This window comes from Streptomyces sp. NBC_00690, from assembly GCF_036226685.1.
GTDB lineage: Bacteria > Actinomycetota > Actinomycetes > Streptomycetales > Streptomycetaceae > Streptomyces.
Genome location: NZ_CP109009.1, coordinates 1,026,698 through 1,044,786, shown reverse-complemented (window position 1 = coordinate 1,044,786; position 18,089 = coordinate 1,026,698). Strand labels below are relative to the sequence as shown.

Annotated in this window: 15 protein-coding genes; 9 read left to right on the top strand and 6 right to left on the bottom strand. The window is 67.4% G+C overall.

The window, feature by feature from the left end; translation table 11 throughout:
- Window positions 1-43 precede the first annotated feature (43 nt).
- The 3 genes from OID54_RS04545 to OID54_RS04535 all read right to left on the bottom strand — a co-directional run bounded on the left by OID54_RS04545 (window position 44) and on the right by OID54_RS04535 (window position 2,914).
- Window positions 44-886 carry a DUF4097 family beta strand repeat-containing protein gene (locus OID54_RS04545; protein WP_329014256.1) on the bottom strand — a complete coding sequence of 281 codons (843 nt, stop codon included), beginning with the start codon at window positions 884-886 and terminating at the stop codon, window positions 44-46.
- A gap of 101 nt (window positions 887-987) precedes the next feature.
- Entirely contained in the window at window positions 988-1,509 is a 522-nt protein-coding gene (locus OID54_RS04540; RefSeq protein WP_329014253.1) for a toxin-antitoxin system HicB family antitoxin, read from the bottom strand.
- Window positions 1,510-2,122: 613 nt separating this feature from the next.
- Entirely contained in the window at window positions 2,123-2,914 is a 792-nt protein-coding gene (locus OID54_RS04535) for an IclR family transcriptional regulator (RefSeq protein ID WP_329014250.1), read from the bottom strand.
- A 645-nt stretch (window positions 2,915-3,559) separates the two neighbouring features.
- Here OID54_RS04535 and OID54_RS04530 point away from each other — a divergent pair.
- From OID54_RS04530 to OID54_RS04505, 6 genes are read left to right on the top strand one after another with little or no spacing between them, the layout of a single operon-like run.
- Window positions 3,560-5,092, top strand: coding sequence for an ABC transporter substrate-binding protein (locus tag OID54_RS04530; protein WP_329014248.1), 1,533 nt, complete (start codon window positions 3,560-3,562; stop codon window positions 5,090-5,092).
- Complete coding sequence (locus OID54_RS04525; RefSeq protein WP_329014246.1) at window positions 5,085-5,978, top strand: ABC transporter ATP-binding protein; 894 nt, start codon at window positions 5,085-5,087, stop codon at window positions 5,976-5,978. The genes OID54_RS04530 and OID54_RS04525 overlap by 8 nt, the downstream gene beginning before the upstream one ends.
- A complete protein-coding gene (locus tag OID54_RS04520) occupies window positions 5,975-7,033 on the top strand; it encodes an ABC transporter ATP-binding protein (protein WP_329014244.1) in 1,059 nt (352 codons plus the stop codon). Before OID54_RS04525 ends, OID54_RS04520 begins: the two co-directional genes overlap by 4 nt.
- Window positions 7,030-7,977, top strand: coding sequence for an ABC transporter permease (locus tag OID54_RS04515; protein WP_329014242.1), 948 nt, complete (start codon window positions 7,030-7,032; stop codon window positions 7,975-7,977). The genes OID54_RS04520 and OID54_RS04515 overlap by 4 nt, the downstream gene beginning before the upstream one ends.
- A 15-nt stretch (window positions 7,978-7,992) precedes the next feature.
- A complete protein-coding gene (locus OID54_RS04510; protein ID WP_329014238.1) occupies window positions 7,993-8,889 on the top strand; it encodes an ABC transporter permease in 897 nt (298 codons plus the stop codon).
- 41 nt (window positions 8,890-8,930) lie between these two features.
- Complete coding sequence (locus OID54_RS04505; RefSeq protein WP_329014235.1) at window positions 8,931-10,283, top strand: serine hydrolase domain-containing protein; 1,353 nt, start codon at window positions 8,931-8,933, stop codon at window positions 10,281-10,283.
- A gap of 62 nt (window positions 10,284-10,345) precedes the next feature.
- On the opposite strand, the gene OID54_RS04500 is transcribed toward OID54_RS04505, so the two are convergent.
- Complete coding sequence (locus OID54_RS04500; protein ID WP_329014233.1) at window positions 10,346-11,140, bottom strand: IclR family transcriptional regulator; 795 nt, start codon at window positions 11,138-11,140, stop codon at window positions 10,346-10,348.
- 848 nt (window positions 11,141-11,988) lie between these two features.
- Between OID54_RS04500 and OID54_RS04495 the strand changes: the two genes are divergently transcribed.
- The 3 genes from OID54_RS04495 to OID54_RS04485 all read left to right on the top strand — a co-directional run bounded on the left by OID54_RS04495 (window position 11,989) and on the right by OID54_RS04485 (window position 14,528).
- Window positions 11,989-12,648, top strand: a complete 660-nt coding sequence (locus OID54_RS04495; RefSeq protein WP_329014230.1) for a hypothetical protein — start codon at window positions 11,989-11,991, stop codon at window positions 12,646-12,648.
- Between the two features lie 52 nt (window positions 12,649-12,700).
- On the top strand, window positions 12,701-13,345 hold the full coding sequence (locus OID54_RS04490) for a class F sortase (RefSeq protein WP_329014228.1): 645 nt from the start codon (window positions 12,701-12,703) through the stop codon (window positions 13,343-13,345).
- Between the two features lie 343 nt (window positions 13,346-13,688).
- Window positions 13,689-14,528 carry a hypothetical protein gene (locus tag OID54_RS04485; RefSeq protein WP_329014225.1) on the top strand — a complete coding sequence of 280 codons (840 nt, stop codon included), beginning with the start codon at window positions 13,689-13,691 and terminating at the stop codon, window positions 14,526-14,528.
- A 270-nt stretch (window positions 14,529-14,798) separates the two neighbouring features.
- Here OID54_RS04485 and OID54_RS04480 read toward each other — a convergent pair whose 3' ends face one another.
- Entirely contained in the window at window positions 14,799-16,148 is a 1,350-nt protein-coding gene (locus OID54_RS04480) for an amidohydrolase family protein (RefSeq protein ID WP_329014222.1), read from the bottom strand.
- 234 nt (window positions 16,149-16,382) lie between these two features.
- Window positions 16,383-17,966 (bottom strand): ABC transporter substrate-binding protein, encoded by a 1,584-nt coding sequence (locus OID54_RS04475; protein WP_329014218.1) that lies wholly within the window; start codon window positions 17,964-17,966, stop codon window positions 16,383-16,385.
- Between the last annotated feature and the right edge of the window lie 123 nt (window positions 17,967-18,089).

Sequence of the window (18,089 nt, the reverse complement as noted above, 5' to 3'; positions counted from 1 at the left end):
GGGGGAGGTGTGGGGGTGGGGGCGAGACCTGTGCTTCCGGGGGTCAGACCCTCGCGCGGCGGACGTCGATGTTGCCCCAGCGGGTGCGAGCACGGATCTTGACGGTTCCCTCGGCGCTCTCCGGGCCCTCGGACGCAGCGAGCGTGTTGCGCACCTGACCGGAATCGGAGTGGAGGTCGAGCCAAGCGGCCGTACCCTCGCGGATGCCGACGTCAATGGTGCCGTAGTTGGTCTCCAACTGAACGGTTCCGCCGGCCACCTCGTCCACTCGAAGGGCGCCGTAGGCGGTGGTGGCGGTGACCGATGCCTCGGCACGCCGGATCTCGATGTCGCCGTTGGCGCCACTCACCCGCAGCTCGCCGGTTGCGACGCCGACGGTCGTGGTGCCGTGCGAGTTCTTCAGAACCGCTGGGCCGTCGACGAGACCGACGCGCAGGCTGCCGGAGCTGGTGGTGATCTCGGCCGTGCCCTCGATCCGGTCTACGTTGATCGAGCCGTGCGATGCGGTGAGCTGGAGCGGCCCGGTCGCATCCAGCCGGACATCGCCCGACGAGGTCTTCACACGTACATCGCCGAGCCGGCCCTCACCGAGCACCTGGACCCAGGCTCCGGTCAGGGCGATGCGCGAGCCAGAGGGCAGTTCGACCGTCACATCGACGGTGCCGGTGCGGCCGAAGAGATTGGATTTGGGCGTCCTGACAGTCAGGGCACCGCTCGCGTACGTGACCTCGGTCTGGTCGGCCGTCCGCACGTCGAGGTCCTTCTTGGGGTCGCGGGGCCGGACCTCGACGACGGTGTCGGGTCGGTCGCCCGCGGTGAACTGGATCGAACCGGACTCCACGTGCGCGGTGGTGGAGATCGGTTCGGGCGTGTCAAAAGAAGGCATGGCTGTCTCGTCCTCTTGGGTCATTGGGGCGTCCCCGCTGGTGGGACGTGGTGTTGGTGAAGGCGGCGCAGGTGGGTCCAAGTCGTGTCTTCGAAGTCCTGTCAGCGCACCCAGCCCGTGTAGCTCTGCCCGACGATCTGGGTCTTCTCGGCCGGTCGCGGCTGGGTGCCGCCTTCGACTGCTGCCGACACCGCTCGGACCAGCCAGGCGTTGACCGACAGGCCCTCGCGGGTGGCGGCCTCCTCGGCGCGGGCCTTGAGATGGGCGGGCAGACGCAGATTGACGCGGGCGGTGCCGCCCTCGTCACCGTCGGCCGGGGCAGGAGGCATGGGTGCGAACGGTTCGACGGGTGGGGTCGGCTCCCTCTGCGCGCCGCCCGTGGGGGGCGGTGTCACCACGAAGTCGGGATCGAGCCCTCGCAGCCGTACGTCGACCGACCCGGGGGCGAGTTCGCGGGTGACCTCGCCCATGGCCGCGGAGAGCACATTGAGCATGATCAACCGAGTCGCCGACTCCAGGGGCGCTGTGAGCCTGTCGGCTAGCTCGCGAGCTTCGTCGCCGCCGGCTGCGGCGGCCACGGCGAGTTCGCGGCGGAGGGTGTCGACATACGGGGTGAGGTCCATGGCGCCATAATGGCACCACGATGGCCCCATCCGCTAGTGGTCAGGTGAAATCACCGCACCGATCGGCAAAGGAGGGCCTTTGACCTGCGAAAACGTTGGAGGGCTCGCTGGGTCTGGGTGGCGCTATGCCTGGCCGTGCATGCTCAGAAGCCCGACTTGCCGCTGTTTGATGCCAACTGGCGCCAGGTGGTGCCAGGTGGCGCCAAGCCGGACCGCTTGACGCAGGGCATCGTGCGTCGGTCCCGAACGACTCCGCGAACCCGCCCTGGGTCAGTCTCGGCCATACCCGTGGCTCGGTGGGAACGGAGCACTTGTGATCGTCGACGTCCGGTGAGTGAGACGACCTGAAGGGCACGGGCTCGGCAATGCGTGGCGTACGGCGTGACCTAATGGTGTGAGTCAGGGGTTCGGTGGCAGTAGGCCGGCGCATGCCCCCGCCGGGGACCGACACATGCTCCGGACACGCCAAGGAGCCCTGCGACCACTCGGCGCTCTGGCATCGCCGTCAGCGAGCACGAAGTGGCCGCGGGCTCCCGCCATGAGGGCGGAGTTCCTAGGTCGTCGGCTTCACCTCAAGCGGGCGAACCTTGACCGGTCCTCAGGGGGTCTTGGCTCACCGGCTCGCTCCCAGTCGGGTGGAGATCTCATTCGCGGCAGCGATCACCAGGGGTGCCAACTCCGCCAGATTCTCGGCGGGGAGTCGCTCCGCGGGTGCCGAGACGCTGATGGCGGTCGTACATGCCCCCGCATGGTCGAAGACCGGCGCCGCGACGCACCGGATGCCCTCCTCGTGCTCGATGTCGTCGACCGCGTAGCCCTGTTGCCTGATCTCGCTGAGGGCGGCTCTCAGCTGCTCGGGCGTTGTGATCGTGCGCGGTGTGTGCGCCGGCATCCCATTGGCGATCACCAGCTCGATCGTCTCCGGACCGGCGTGGGCCAGCATCGCCTTGCCGACGCTGGTGCAGTAGGCGGGCGCGCTGTTCCCGATGCGCGAGAACATGCGCACCGGGTGCGGGGTGTCCACTTTGTGGATGTAGACGATGTTCGGGTAGTCGGCGACCACGAGGTGAACGGTCTCACTGGTTTGCGACGCGAGCTTCTGAAGGACGTCGTGCATTCCGCGCGGGAGGTCCAGGCCCGCGAGATAGGCCCTGCCCAACTGGGCTATGCGCCAGCCGAGGCGATAGCGCCCCGACGGGAGGTGTTCGACCAGGCGGGCTTCCAGGAGCGGCTGGAGCAGGCGGAGCGACGTGCTCTTGTTGAGGTCCAGTTCCCGGCAGAGTTCGGCGAGTGAGTACCCGCTTCCGTCGGTCGACTCTCCCAGCTGTAGAAGGATGGAGACGGCTCGCCGCAGGGAAGCCGAATTGTTGCGACGTCCCGGGGCGGGGTTCAGGTCCGGGCTCATCCTGGGTGGTCCTCTCCTCCGGGGTGCCCCCGGTGCGTGTGTCGGTGCGCCGATGTCCGCGAGCGGGCATCGCTTATGGCGTTGTGATGGATCTCCCGGGCGCGTGGTCACCGTGCGGGTCCGCCGCCGATGCACGCGCGAGTCGGTTCGGTTGTGCTGTCGGGTCCCCTCCCTGCCACCGGGCTTCGAGATCGTTGTGTGTTCGTGGCTCGTTCGCGCACCCGGAGTGATCCGATGGCGTACGCACCCCGTTGGATGCTCGACCGCTTCCCTGTACGGCGCAGAACAGCCTGGTCACCGCTCCGGCAGCGATGGCCGGAGCCATCGCAGGAGTGCTGGTGGGATCTGCCGTCGCCGGGCGGGATCGCCCTTCGGGAACGGTGCGTTGAGGCCGGGACTCCGCCCGGAACCACCCGCGCGGGAGGACGGCGGAACTCTTCGTTCCTCCCTGGGTGTCGGGGCTGCGGAGGGTGTCGTCGATACGCCTCCTTCGTGTTCGAACCGAGCCTTGACAGCACTATGAAGCGTCGGTCAGCATTCTGCAATGCATTCCGCTGGATTGCATTGCAGACCTCATGTCTTGCGATCCGTCAAAGGCTGTGCGGCCGGACCGGAAAGACGCAGACCCTTTCAGAAGAGGTTCAGATGAAGAAGCAACACGGCTATGCCTTCCGCTCAGCAGCGGCCCTCGCGGCCTGTGCGACTGCCGCGGTCGCAGCGGGCTGCTCCCCGCCGCCTAGCGGAGGGTCCTCCTCCAAGGGCATCACCGTGGCCGAGACCGCGGCACCCTCGACGCTCGACCCGCAGGGCTCGGCGCTCTACGCCGACCGGTTCGCCTGGCAGCTCTCCTACCAGTGCCTGATGACCACCACCCCCGAAGGAAAGATCGAGCCGGAGCTGGCCACCGGCTACAAGCGGTCTCCCGACGGGCTCACCTACACCTTCGACCTCAGGAAGGACGTCAAGTTCCAAAACGGCGAGAAGCTGACCAGCGCCGACGTGGCCTATACGTTCGACCGGTTGAAGAAGAGTCCTGACGGGATCGCCAAGGAACTGTTCCCCACGTTCGACAAGGCCGTCGCGTCCGGTGACTCGGCCGTCGTCTTCCACCTCACCCGTCCCGATGCCGGATTCGTCAGCAACATGGCGAACCCCTTGGTGTGGGGCTGTGCCGTGATGAGCAAGAAGGCCGCCACCTCGGACAACATGGCGACCCGCATGGTTGGCACCGGGCCGTGGAAGCAGGACTCGTACCGCCCCAACAGCGAGTTGAAGCTGAAGAGGTTCGCCGACTACTGGGGCGAGAAGACGAAGTCCGGGCAGCTCAAGGTGGTCTACGTCCCGGGTGCCTCGACGCAGGTCAACAACCTTCAGGCCGGTGCGGTCGATCTGATCTTCACCGCCGCATCGAGCGGGAAGTCCCTGGCCGGCTCCGACAAGGTGGAGGTCAAGAATGTTCCGACCGACTCCACGATCTTCCTCCAGGTCAACAACCTCACCAAGCCGCTCGACAACGTGAAGGTCCGTCAGGCACTCGCCCTGGCGCTCGACCGCAGCGCCCTCGCCGGGCAGGCGTACAGCGGTGGCGGCGCCCGACCCAGCGTGTACATACCCGAGAGCAACACCTGGGCGCCCAAGCCCGCCGAGGTGCCGAACTCGACACCGGACATCGCCAAGGCCAAGCAGCTCCTCAAGGAAGCCGGCTTCCCCAAGGGCTTCTCCACCTCACTGATGTACATCGCCGCCTACGACCCCGGCACCAACGACCTGATGGCCGCCGTCCAGGCCCAGTTGGCGAAGGTCGGCATCAAGATCAAGCTTGAGCCGCTGGAAGGCGGTTCATGGGGCGACCGGCTCGTCAAGGCCAAGTACGCCCTCAGCTGGAACGCCCAGTCCTACTACTCGAACCCGTACCAGTACGTGGCCCCGGCCGAAGGACGCCAGGGACCGGTCCCGCCGGAGCTGAAGAAGCTGCTCGACGACGCCCTGCGCGCCGCCGACCCGACCGCCTACGAGAAGGCGCTCGTCGCCGTCCAACAGTGGGAAGCTGAGAACGTCTACCCCACCGTCACACTGCTCGCCACCAACCTGCTGGTCGCCCACCAGAAGGGGCTGACCGGAGTCGATCTGCCGGCCAGTCAGAGTCGGGCGTTCCTGGCCCGGGTGAGCCGTGGCTAGCACCCCGGTAGCGGGTCGCGCCCCCGGCGGCGCGACCCGCGCGGCGGGCGCACAGGACCCGCTGCTCGTGATCGAGGGACTCACCGTGCGCTACGGCCGGACCCAACCGCCCGCGGTGAACGACGTCTCCTTCGTTCTCCGTCCCGGCGATCGTGTCGGGCTGGTGGGCGAGTCGGGGTCCGGGAAGTCGACGCTGGCGGCAGCCGTTCTGCGGCTGCTGCCGGCCTCGGCCGCGGTCACGGGTCGCGTCGACCTCGACGGCCACGATCTGACCGCCCTCAAACCCGCCGAACTCCGGGCCCTGCGCAGCACCCGGATGTCACGCGTTCCCCAGGACCCGTTGGGAAACCTCAACCCGGTCTTCACCATCGGGCGTCAGATGTCCGACGTCCTGTCCGCACACCGCTCACTCAGCCGTCAGGAGCGAACGGAGATCGTCGAGGAGGCACTGCACCGGGTCGGCATCGGTGATGCGGCGGTCAAGCGGCGCAACTACCCGCACGAGTTGTCGGGAGGCATGCGGCAGCGCGTCATGATCGCCATGGCGCTGCTCAACCGCCCCGACCTGCTGATCGCCGACGAACCCACCACCGCTCTGGACGTCACCGTCCAGGCGCAGGTCGTCGAACTGCTGCGGGAGCGGGTGGCCGAGGCGGACATGACTCTCCTGCTGATCTCGCACGACATCGGTGTGGTCGCGGAACTGTGCACCACCGTGATGGTGATGTACGGCGGCGAGATCGTCGAGAGGGGTGCGGCGTCCGAAGTGCTGACCCGCCCCACCCATCCCTACACCCGCTCCCTCATCGCCGCAGCCCGCGGCAGGGTCGCTGGTGACGGTGACGGTGACGGTGACGGTGCCAGACCGAGCGAGATGGTGACATGACCGGGAAGCAGACACTGCCCGAGGCAACGGCGGACGGGCAGGACGTGGTGCTCGAAGTCCGCGAGGTGTTCAAACACTTCCGGATGCGACGCACCAGCCTGCGGGGCGAACGCCCTCAGGTCCACGCGGTGGACGGCATCAGCGTGCGACTGCGGGCCGGACGCACCCTCGGTCTGGTCGGCGAGTCGGGGTGTGGAAAGTCCACACTCGGGCGACTGATCACCGGGCTCGACACACCGACATCGGGTTCGGTACGCGTCGGCACCGAACTCCGCGACATCACCGCTGGAGCGGACGGCAAGGTGCAGGCGGTCTTCCAGGACCCCGCGAGCGCACTGGACCCCCGTATGACCGCACGGGCCAGCGTCGCCGAGGCACTCGGCGGCGTCGCGAAGGACGAGCGGGAGCGGCGCATCGACGAAGCCTTCGCCTCGGTCGGCCTGCCACTCGAACTCGGCTCCCGCTACCCCCACCAGTTGTCCGGCGGCCAACAACAACGCGTGTGCATCGCACGTGCGCTGATCGCCCGACCCGATCTCATCCTGCTCGACGAAGCGGTGAGCTCACTGGACGCCTCCCTCCAGGCCCAGGTGCTCGACCTGCTGGAACGGCTTCAGCGCGAAACCGGCACCGCGTACGTGTTCATCTCACACGACCTGCGCGCGGTGCGACAGGTCAGCCACTCGATGGCGGTCATGTACCTCGGACAGATCGTGGAGGAAGCACCGTCCGAGGCGTTCGACCGGGGACTGCTCCATCCGTACGCCGTCGCCCTCCGCTCGACCGAACCCGGCATCTTCCAAGGCGAGGAGGGCATCGAACGCATCGTCCTGCGAGGGGAGCCGCCGAGCGCGGTCAACCCCCCGCCGGGCTGCCGCTTCGCACCGCGCTGCCCGATCGCCGACGACAGGTGCGTCGAAGTCGCCCCCGAACTGACGGAAGTGTCCAACGGCCACCGGGTGCGCTGCCACCGACCCGGCGAACTCACACTGAACCCGGCCTCACCCACCGGCGCCGTCACCACGGGCGCGGCAGAAAGCGGAGGAGAGCTGTGATCCTCTACCTGGCCAAGAAGCTCACCGGCGCCGCCGGTGTCCTGTTGGCGCTCTCGGCACTGGTGTTCTTCGCGGGGCGCGGCCTCGTACCGGGCAGCGCCGCATCGGTGATCGCCGGGGCCAAGGCATCTCCCGAGACCATCGCCGCCATCGAACGCGACCTCGGACTGGACCAGCCCATCTTCCGCCAATACCTGGACTGGCTCTGGGGCGCTCTTCGAGGCGACTTCGGAGTGTCACCCATCTCAGGTCAGAACAACCTCGACGTGATAGCCCAACAAGCGCCGATCTCCCTGGAACTGGCGCTCATCGGGCTGGTCATCGCGGTCGCCATCGGGCTCCCCGTCGGAGTCATCGCTGCCACCCACTCGGGCAAGGGCATCGACTGGGGTATCCGTATCCCCCTGCTCATCGTGTTCGCCTTCCCCGGATTCGTCTCCGGCTCAGCCGCCCTCTACCTGGCGGCGCAGTACCTGACGAACATGTACTCGGCGAGCTACATCCCGTTCTCCGAGAGCGCCGTCGGAAACCTCCAGACCATGCTGCTTCCGGCACTCGCGGTCGGCATCCCCACCGCGCCGCTCGTGGCACAGATGACCCGCTCGTCGATGATCGAGGTCCTCGCCCAGCCACACATCACCACGGCACGCACCAACGGCATCGCGGAGTGGCGCATCCGCTATATCTACGCCCTCCGTGCCGCCCTGCCCCCCGTACTCACCCTGATCGGATTCATCTTCGGGTTCCTCGTCGGCGGGTTGTTCATCGTCGAGGAGATCTTCAGCCTGCCAGGACTGGGGCGCGGAGTACTCGACTCCATCTCGAACCGGGACTTCTCCCAACTCACCGCGCAAGCGCTCGTCATCGCCGGCACCTTCATCCTCGGCAACCTGCTCGTCGACATCGCGCTGCCGTTCGTCGACCGACGCATCATCCACACCTAGGAAACGGGAGTCAGCGTGACCATCTCGGCTCATCCCCGCCCTTCCCCGACCACCACACCAACTCCCGTCCGAAAGCGCACCTTCCGCTGGCCGCTGCGCGGCATCGTCGCCAATATCGCCGTCTTCCTCATCCTCGGCTACATCTTTCTGGCGGCCTTCGGCCTGTTCCTCGTGCCGTACGGACCGAACGAGGTCAACGCCGGTCCCCGGCTGTCCTCGCCGTCGTCGGACCACTGGCTGGGGACGGATGCGTTGGGACGCGACCAGTTCTCGCGGATCATCGCCGCCACCCGGCCCGCCCTGCTGTCCGCGACCTACGCCGTGCTGTTCGCGCTGCTGATCGGCACCACGATCGGGATCGCGGCCGGCTTCCTCGGGCGCCTCTGGGACGGTGTGCTGTCCCGACTCGTCGATCTGTTGTTCGCGATCCCCGAGTACCTCCTCGCCATCCTTGTGATCGCGATGATGGGGAGCGGTCTGATCAACGCCTCGCTGGCCATAGGCATCGTGACCATCCCACGGTTCGCCCGCATCGCCCGAGGCTCGACGATCGAGATCGCACAGCGCGCCTTCGTCGATGCCGCCCGGTTGTGCGGACGCGGCAGGCTGTGGATCGTATTCCGACACATCCTGCCCAACATCGCCTCCCCGCTCGTCATCATGACCGCGATCAACCTCTCCACCGCGGAAGGGGCTTATGCGGCACTGAGCTTCCTCGGCTTCGGCGTCCGCCCGCCCGACGCCGACTACGGCAGCATGATCTCGTCCTCCCAGCAGTACCTGCTCACCGATCCCTGGGTCGTGGCGTTCCCGTCGATCGCGTTCGTGGTCCTCGTCCTCGCGTTCAACCTGCTCGGCGACGTTCTGCGCGACCGGCTCGACCCCCACACCCGTACCGCGGCCGGCGCCTGACTCCCGGCCCGCGACCAGCACCTCGCAGGAGAGACATCACCGTGTCCGACTTCACCACCCTCCTCGACGACCACGTCCCCGAAATCCTCTCCCGGCACGGGGTGCCGGGTGCCGCGGTGGGCATCCTGGCCGGCGGCGAGACCACCCTGCTCGGCTACGGCGGCACCAACACCGCACACAACCTCCCGGCGGATCCCGACACGATCTTCCAGGTCGGCTCGATCTCCAAAACCCTGCTCGGATTCATCATCGGGCGCCTCGTCGACCGCGGGCAGGTGGAACTGGACGGCCCCGTGGCGCCGCTGTTCCCCGGGGCCGGCATCGACGAGCGGATCACGCTGCGGCATCTGATCACGCACACCTCGGGTATCGACGCGCAGAACATGATCGCCGACGCCCCGAACCTGCTCGCCGACCACGCGGACGACTCCGTCCAGGCGTCACTGGTGCACTTCGTCCGCCGACCGCTGCTGTTCGCGCCGGGTACGGACTACTCCTACAGCGGTCCGGGCATCATGGTGGCCGCCGCCGTGGTGGAACGCGTCACCGGTCGGCACTACACGGACGTTCTCCAGGACGAGGTCCTCAACCCGGCCGGAATGTCGGGCACGTTCACCAGTGCCGACCAGGTGGTGACCCGTCGGGTCGCCGCACCGCACGGCCGCGATGCCCAAGGTCGCCCCACCCTGCTCCTCGACCAGGGGTGGCAGCGGCACTGGCAGCTCCCGGGCTGGGACGTGCCCGGCGGCGGTGTCCTCAGCACGGCACGCGACCTCATGCGTTACGCGTCCTACGTCACCTCACCCGCGGCACCCAGCGGACTCTTCCGGATCCAGGCCCATCGCGGGAGCGCGGGCCGTGACATCGGGCTCGCCTGGATGCTCGAAGAACGCGCGGGCAGCCCCGCCATGTCCCACGACGGGCTCACCATCGGCTATGCGTCCCGCCTGGTCCTGATCCCTTCCCATGAGCTCGCCTACACCGTTTTGACGAACTCCCTGGACGGATGGGGCGTGGCCGAGGACATCGAGCAGCTGATCCTCACCGAGGCGTTCGGGGAAACGCCCGCTCGCGCTTTGAGTCCGGTCGGTCATGAGCTGGCGGATGCCCTGGAGGGGACCTACGACTGCGGCTTCTACGGCACGATCACCCTCGTCCGGGGCCGGTTCGATGGGGAGATGAGGGTCATCGCGAACCAGGCGCCAGCGGGGCCGAACCAATACGTCATCGCGCTCGACTCCCCCGACCGGCTGGTGTTGTCCCCGCCGGACACCCTCGTTGCGCTGGGGCCCGACGGCAGCCCGCTCGGCGACGCAGCCTCGTTCGTCCGAGAGCCCGACGGCACCGTCTCGGCCCTGCGCTATCACGATCGGATCGCGCGCAGGGTTTCCTGACCCGATGCCCTGACCCTACGCACGGAGGCAGGGGAGCGACCGGCAGGGCGTCGCTACGACGCTCAGCGGGCCGCTCCGAGCCTCTGCGAGATCTCAGCTGCGGCAGCGGACACCAGTGATCCGAGTGCGGGGACCCGGTCGGAGGTGATGCGCGTGGCGGGCCCGGACACACTGACCGCGCAGACCGCCGCGCCCGCGTGGTCGAACACCGGTGCCGCGACGCAACGTACGTCCGGCTCGTTCTCCATGTCGTCCACCGCATAGCCGCGCGAGCGGATCACGGCCAAGTCGGTGTGCAGCGCATCGGGAGTGGCGAGGGTGTGCGGGGTGCGCCGGGGCATGCCGTGCGCGAGTGCCGCGTCCACCGCCTCGACGTCGGTGTGGGCCAACAGGGCCTTGCCCACCCCGGTGCAGTAGGCCGGCCTACGGCTTCCGACGGGGGAGTGCATCCGCACCGCCTGCGGACTCTCGATCTTGTCCACATAGACGATGTCCGGCAGATCGGGGATCACCAGATACGACGTCTCGCCCGTGTCGGACACCAACCGCTCCAGCACGTCATGGGCGGTGTCCCGCAGGTCCAGACCGTCCAGATACACATGGCCCAACTGCGCGGTCCGCGATCCCAGCCGGTAGCGGCCGGTCCGCATGTCCTGCTCGATCAGCCGCACCTCGCACAGGGGTGCCAGCAGACGCAGCACCGTGCTTTTGTTCATGCTCAGGCCCGAGGTGAGTTCCGTGAGCGTGGCGCCCCGCCCGCGGCCGTCCTCTCCCAGATGGAGCAGGATCGTCAGCGCCCGCCTTAGAGAGGCGGAGTTGTTGCGGGCTGTGGCAGGCTTTCCGTCAACTTCGGTCACCGGACTGCCCTCGACCCCTTCCGAACCGGGGGAGTGCCACACGAGCCCGGTCGCACTGCCACCAGGGCCTGTCCGTCCTCGCGGACGGGCCGACACCGGTATGCACCGACCGGTCGTACAGGGAGTGCACCCTGATCGCCCCGCCCCGACCGGACACCCGGTCGCATTGCAGTCGGGACGTACGCCCCGACAACCGCGGGACCGGCCCGGAACAGGGACGCCGCTACCACGTCTTCACGCGGCACCACGTCGAACAAGGCCGATACCTCCCTGCATTGCTTCACTCCGGTCATGCTCCCGCTCTTCACAGAGCCTCTACCCTGCCAGCAATCTGCTTCTGTTTGCAACGTCGGACTTTGCATAACAATATCCTCAGGGGAGGTGCTGACGGCAATTTCCGCTCGATACCGAATCGATGCCCCATCAGTACGGACAACGCCCTCAACCCTCATCACTCGACCATGGCTGCCCGAACCACCTCAAGCACCCGCGACACCCGACCCAACAACCCCCGTCGACCCATGTGAACCGGAACACTTTCTGGCGACCCCCGGGGGAGTCGGCGAAGGCCCGGGGAACGGGGACCGTGTCCGCGCCGCTCCCGTGCGGTGTCGACTGCGGATAGGTGATATGCGCGGGGCCTGGCGACCGTATGGTCGCTACCCCGACCTTGACCGTGCCCGCGTCTGTGGGCGGGACGGTTCTGAGCGACCGGTATTCGTTTGTCCGCTAGTCAGGGGATTTCTACCATCTCACCGGCGTTTCACGCCCTGCTTTCCGACGGCTCATGCATCTCTTGGACGGTCACGTGATTAGTACGACAATCATCTCGGCTTGAAGGAGCCAGCATGCCCATCCTCGCTTCCGTCCGCCCCCGCACGGGTACCGCGGTGGCCGTCGCGCTCGCCGCCGGTTTCACACTGGCCGGGGCGTCCGCCGCATTCGCAGCCCCGGGGGACAGCGGCGACCTCACCGTCCTGTCCACTCCCTCCTCCTGGGGAGCCAGCCAACGCGCCGATGCAGTCTGCAAGTTCAAAATCGTCGCGGACGACTTCGAAACACTCCCCTCGATCGCCTGGACGATCACCTCCCGCCCGCCCACGACCCCTCCGGGCGACACCCTGACGGGGAACCTGGCCCTCTCGCGGGGCGAGGCCCGCAGCGGGCAGTACACCATCCCCGACGGCACGTACCAACTGCAGTGGACGGCACCCAGCGGCGTAACCAAGCAGAAGACCTTCGTGGTCCACTGCGACGACAGCAAGAAGGCTGAGACAACCAAGTCCGAGACAACCAAGGCCGAGACAGCCCAGGCCGAGACAAGCTACGAGAAGCCGTCCGGTCCCGTACCCGCGGGTGGAGGGGGCGTACCGGCCATGGAGAAGGCCGCCTCGTCGAGCACTTCCCACACCGGAACGACCACGGCCCTGGCGGTCGGCGCGGCCGGTGTCGCCGGGCTGGTCATCGCCCGCAGGGCAGCACGCCGCCGCTCCCGTGGCGAGGCATAGCAACATCTGCCGGCCGCGGCGACGGGGACCAAGCCGCGCATGCCGTCTCACCATGACGTTGTGCGCGGTCTCCTCCCTGGTGATGGGCGTCGTCTGGGCGAGCGGAGACTCACCCGCGCCGCCGCCCCCCACCGCCGCCCGCAGCTCCGACGCTGCGGGCGGCGCGCCGCCGCCCTTCCGAAGGGCCCCGCAACCACCGCCGAAGAACGTGCCGGCGTCCCACACACCGCTGCCGTCCTCCCGACCCGTGAAGTTGGCCGTCCCCGCCATCGTGATCGAGGCGCCACTCATCGGCGTCGGGCTCGACGCCAAGCGCCGGCTCGGCGCGCCCCCGCTGAGCAAGCCCAAGCTCGCGGGCTGGTACCAGAGCGGCCCCTCCCCGGGAGAGGCGGGAACGGCTCTGATCGTCGGCCACCGGGACACCAGGACGGGACCCGCCATCTTCCTCAACCTCAACGCCCTGCGGCGTGGCGACACCGTGAACGTCGCACGCGCGGACCGGCAGACCGCGGTGTTCACCGTCGACGACGTCAAGACCTACAAGAAGAGCGAGTTTCCCAACGACAAGGTGTACGGCTCGACCGCACGTCCAGAGCTCCGACTGCTGACGTGCGGCGGCCGTTTCAACAAGAAGACCGGCTACTCCGCGAACGTCGTCGTCTTCGCCCACCTCACCTCACTCAAGAAGACGGCGTAGAACGGCAATAGAGGGGGGAAGGCACCAGCGAAACCATCTGGCACCCCGTACCGGTCTCCGCACGGCCGCGTCGATCGTGCCTGTGCCCGGGCGGGCAGCCGAGGGCTTTCACCCGCGGCCCGGCGCGGGTTGTGATGTGCGTCGGTACGTACGGTGTGAAACTCGGCCGCACGCGCGCTCGGCCCACTCGGTGGTTTCGTCAACGGCGATTACCTCTGGGGTAATCGCCACGCACGAGGCGGCGGAACAAGATGTGATCACCGCGCAGGACACCGAACGGGCGGGCTCCGGCCCCTCCCCATGCGTCGGCCGTCCCGCATGTTCGACCGAACAGGAGATCATCATGAGACGCCTCGCTTCCGCCGTCGTCGTCACCGCACTGGGCGCCGCCGCCCTCGTGGCCCCGGCGGGCGCGGCCCATGCCGGTGCCACGCTGCCGCACCTGCCGACCACCGATATGAACATCACGGGCTTTGCGCCGGACAGGGCGATCCCCGGCACCAAGGTCACCTACCGTCTGACCGTCACCAACAACGGTTCGGAGGCCGCGGCGCCGTATCTCGATGTGCGGCTGCCGGCAGGCTCTACCGATCGGACCTACAACGGCCTTCCCGTCCGGGGCTCCTTCCGCATGGACCCGATAGCGCCCGGGGAGGCAAGGCGAGTGACCGTCGAAGCGAAGGTCGGGAGCGATGGTGGTGGGGCGCTCCTCGGCTCGAACTTCGAGGTCAGCGAGGGGCCGTACGACAACCGGGTGTACCAGGACACGTTCTACTCCAACAACATCCTGAAGCTGAACACGGTGAACGAGGTGGCGGCCCCGAGCCCTGGGCCCAGCGGTAGCCTTCAGCTCACCGGCAGGGTCACGGGCGGGTCCGAGCCGGGACAACTGGTCAAGCAACGGCTGGTCATTCACAACACCGGGCAGAACCGAAGCCAAGACATCGCGCTCGTGGGACGGGTGAGCGGACCGTCCGGCGAGATCGTGAAGGTCAACGGCATCAAGGGCGGACGCGGTGTGATCACGAAGGTGGGTCTGAACTACACCCTTCCGCCGCTGGACGCCGGCACGTACCGCGTTGTGACCATCGTGTCAAAGCGCAGCCACGCTGGTGACCTCGGCGGAAGCTACTTCGCCGGTGCCGATGGTGCCGGATATCCCGAGCTGGAACTGCGGGGCTGAGCTCGCGACCCATCGGCTCGGCCGCTGTTCCTGCTGTGCGGGGCAGGATCACGTTCCTGTCGGGCCGGAGCCCAGCAGGAACGTGATCCTGTGGTCGAGGCTGCCTCGGGGTCGGGCGCCCGCCGCCCGAAGCGTCGCGCGCTTCTGAACCGTCCCGTCGGCATCGCAGGCCATGACCCAGCCGGATGGCAGCGAGGGCCGAGCCGGCCGTGAACCACGCGATGGACCAGCCCCGTTGGGGACGGTGAACCTACCTCACCTACCGGCGCTCTATGCCGAGGACTCCGCTGCGGCGAAGATCCGCTCGCGGACCCTGCGGGTTGCGGCGCCCGCCTCGACACGGTCCAGGTCCGTCAGTTTGCCGTCCCGCTTGCGGATGACCCCGCCGACGATGACCGTGTCTACATCACGGGGTTGTGTCCGCAGGACCACATGGTTGGCGGGGTCGCCCAGGGAGACCCCGTACGGCTCCGGGTTGATCAGGACGACGTCGGCGAGCTGCCGGGGGGCGAGCCGGCCGAGGTCGTCGCCGAGCCCGATGGCGCGTGCCGCGTTCACGGTGGCGTACTCCAGCATGTGACGGGGTTCGACCATCGGGGTTCCAGGGCGTCGGACCAACGGGTAGCGGCCGGCCTCGCGCTCGTCGAAGGCGTCGACGCTGCGCATCAGCATGAAGGTGAGGCGCATGGCGTTGAACAGGTCGATCGGCACCCGGGCCGGGGTGTCGACGCCGAGGCTGGAGGCCACCCCGGCTCGGTGGGCCCGGTTCAGTACGGTCATGGAACGGCCACCGGCGAACTCGCACTCGGGAGTGAAGGAGATGCCCCCGCCGCAGGACGCGATCATCTCCAGTTCCTCGTTGTCGGCGGCGTTGCCGTGTGCCGGGACGATGTCGGCGCCCAGCAGTCCGGCGTCGTGCAGGGCACGGATCTGACCGGCCGGGTTCTGGTGCACGGTCATCTGCATGCCCAGTTCTCGGGCGAGCCCGATTTCCTTGGCTATCTGATCCATGCTGCTGCGCTCGATCGAGGCCAGTGCCATACCGATGCGCAACAGCCCGTTGTCACCGGTCTCCTTGCGGAGCGCGCGGATGTGGTCGATCCGCCAGGCTTGGTCTCCGGGCGAGGCATCGAAGCTGCCGAGCATGCCGTAGGCCCACAGGGTGCGCTGTCCGGTGGCGCGGTGGGCGCGCAGGGCTGAATCGGCGTGCTCGGGGGACATCACGTTGTGACAGAAGTCGAGGACGCCGGTGATTCCTGCGTCGAGCATCTCGATGGAGCCGGCGAGGGTGGCGTCGTGGATGTCCTCGACCCCGAAGTGCTCCCGTAGGTAGAAGACACGGGCCTGGTACTCGTCGAAGGTCCAACCGGTGGCGTGCAGCCCCTTCAAGGGCGTCTGCCAGGCGTGCATATGGGTGTCGATCAGACCGGGGATGGCGATCATCCCTCGGGCATCGATCACCTCGGCGTCCGGGTCGACCAGCTCGGATTCAACGGCGGCGATGCGGTCGCCGACGATCAGGATGTCACCGGTGGTGAGATCACCGAGGGTTGGGTCCATGGTGAGGACGGTCGCGCCTTTGATGAGCAGTTTGGGCTCGTTGGCGTTGGCTTCGGACATGGCTGACTCCCTGGGAGAGAGGATGGCGGCAGGCAGACCTGCGTGTGGTCGTGCACGGGGACGAGTGGTCTGTCGACAACAGGTGTGTGGACTTCGTGGTCACACGGCTGTTGTGGAGGATGCGAGCAGGAGGCCCAGAAGGGGGCGGCGCGGGGGACACCCGGGTGGGTCCGGAGTGAACTGCGGACGCGGCGCCGAGGTCGGGCAGCCTTGGCGGGGTGGGCCTGAAGTCGGTCAGCCCTGCGGCCTGGCTTCCTTGTAGCGGAACACGGCCACGTCACCGGTGGTGGAGACGATGTTCTGGATTTTCTTTGGGTTGTAGGCCCAGAATCCGGAGTAGTCGAAGTAGGCGCAGTCCAGAGCCTCTTCGTCGATGATCTTCGACATCTTCTGCCAGGCAGCGTCCTGTGCCTGGGGAGTCTTGGCGGCCAATCCTTCCGCGGCGGCGGCTGCGACCTGCGGATAGGGAATTCTCAACGGGTTGCCCGCGGCGTCAGGAGCGAACTTGCGGTTGTAGTAGTCGTCGGCGCCGGAGCGCGAGCCGTCGGAGAGGATCGACGCCGGGTACTCACCACTCTGGAACGTGCTCAAGAACTGCGCGAAGTTGGGCAGTTCGAGCTTCACGTCGACCCCGATCTTCGCCATGTGGCTGCGGAACAGCTCTGCGACGGTCCGTTGGGAGTCATAGCTGATCAATGTGAACGAGCGCTTTCCGCCTCCGAGCTCGGACATCAGCTTCTTCGCCTTGGCCAGATCGTGGGGATAGCCCTTCAGGGACGGGTTGTGACCTGGCTGGCCCTCCGGGATCCGCTGGTTCATGATCTTGCCCTTGCCGCCGAGCGCGGCGTCCAGATAGTCCTGCGGGTTCATCGCGTGACACACGGCCTGCCGGAACTTCTTGTCCTTGAACACCGTCTTGGTGTCGTACATCTGGAGGTGCCAGAGCACGGACGGGAACGAGAGCGACTTGAAGCCTTCCTTCTCGGCACGCTCCGCCAGCGGCGGGCTTGCCCAGACGACGTCGAGCTGTCCCGCGCTGAGTGCGTTGTAGAGACTGTCGGGGTCGTTGATCTGGGTGACCTCGATGCGCGCGGGGCCGACGGACTTCTTGTCGTAGTACTTGTCGAAGGCGGTGACGACCGTGCGCAGCCCCTTGGTGGACGCCTTCGCGTCGAACTTCCAGGGACCGGTTCCGACGCCCGTGGTCTTCCAGTCACCCGCTTCCAGCGACTTCGGGGAGATCATGTACATCGCGAACCGCGCCAGATTGTTGACCAGGCTGGGTGACGGCTTGAGGAGGTCGATGCGTACGTGGGTGTCGTCGACCGCTGTGATCGACTTGATGGCCGAGAGTTGGTTCCGGTACTGGCTGGGAGTGCTCTTCACCCGCTCCAGGTTCTTGACGACGGCCTCGGCGTTGAAGGGGGTGCCGTCGTGGAAGAGGACGCCGGAGCGGAGCGTGAAATCAACCCGTAGCGGGGTCTGCTTCCACTCGGTGGCGAGTTGGGGCTTGATGGTGAATCCGTCCGGGGCGATACCGAGCAGCGACTCATAGACCAGCGAAGTGAAGGTGCTGTTCTGCTTGGTGACCGGATCCCAGTCGCTGAACTGTTGATTGGTGCCGAAGCGCAGCGTTCCGGACGGTCCGCTCCCGGCCTTCTTGGTGTTGGTCGCGCCTTCGTCGGCCGTGCCGCTGCACGCGGCGAGGGTGACGGTCAGTGCCGTTGCGAGGAGTGCACCCCCGGCTGTACGGGCCGTTCTTGACCGGGGGGAGCGGCGAGCCCGTCTCTCCCGGGCGCGCACTCTGTTGTCTGTCACAGCGAGAACCTCCACACGATTGTGTGAGCACCGAATGTGATGTGCGTTATGGTGCACGCACGTGCAGTATTCCTGTCAAGAGTTGTGCAACCTCTCTTCGTATCCTTGAACTCCACAACGGGA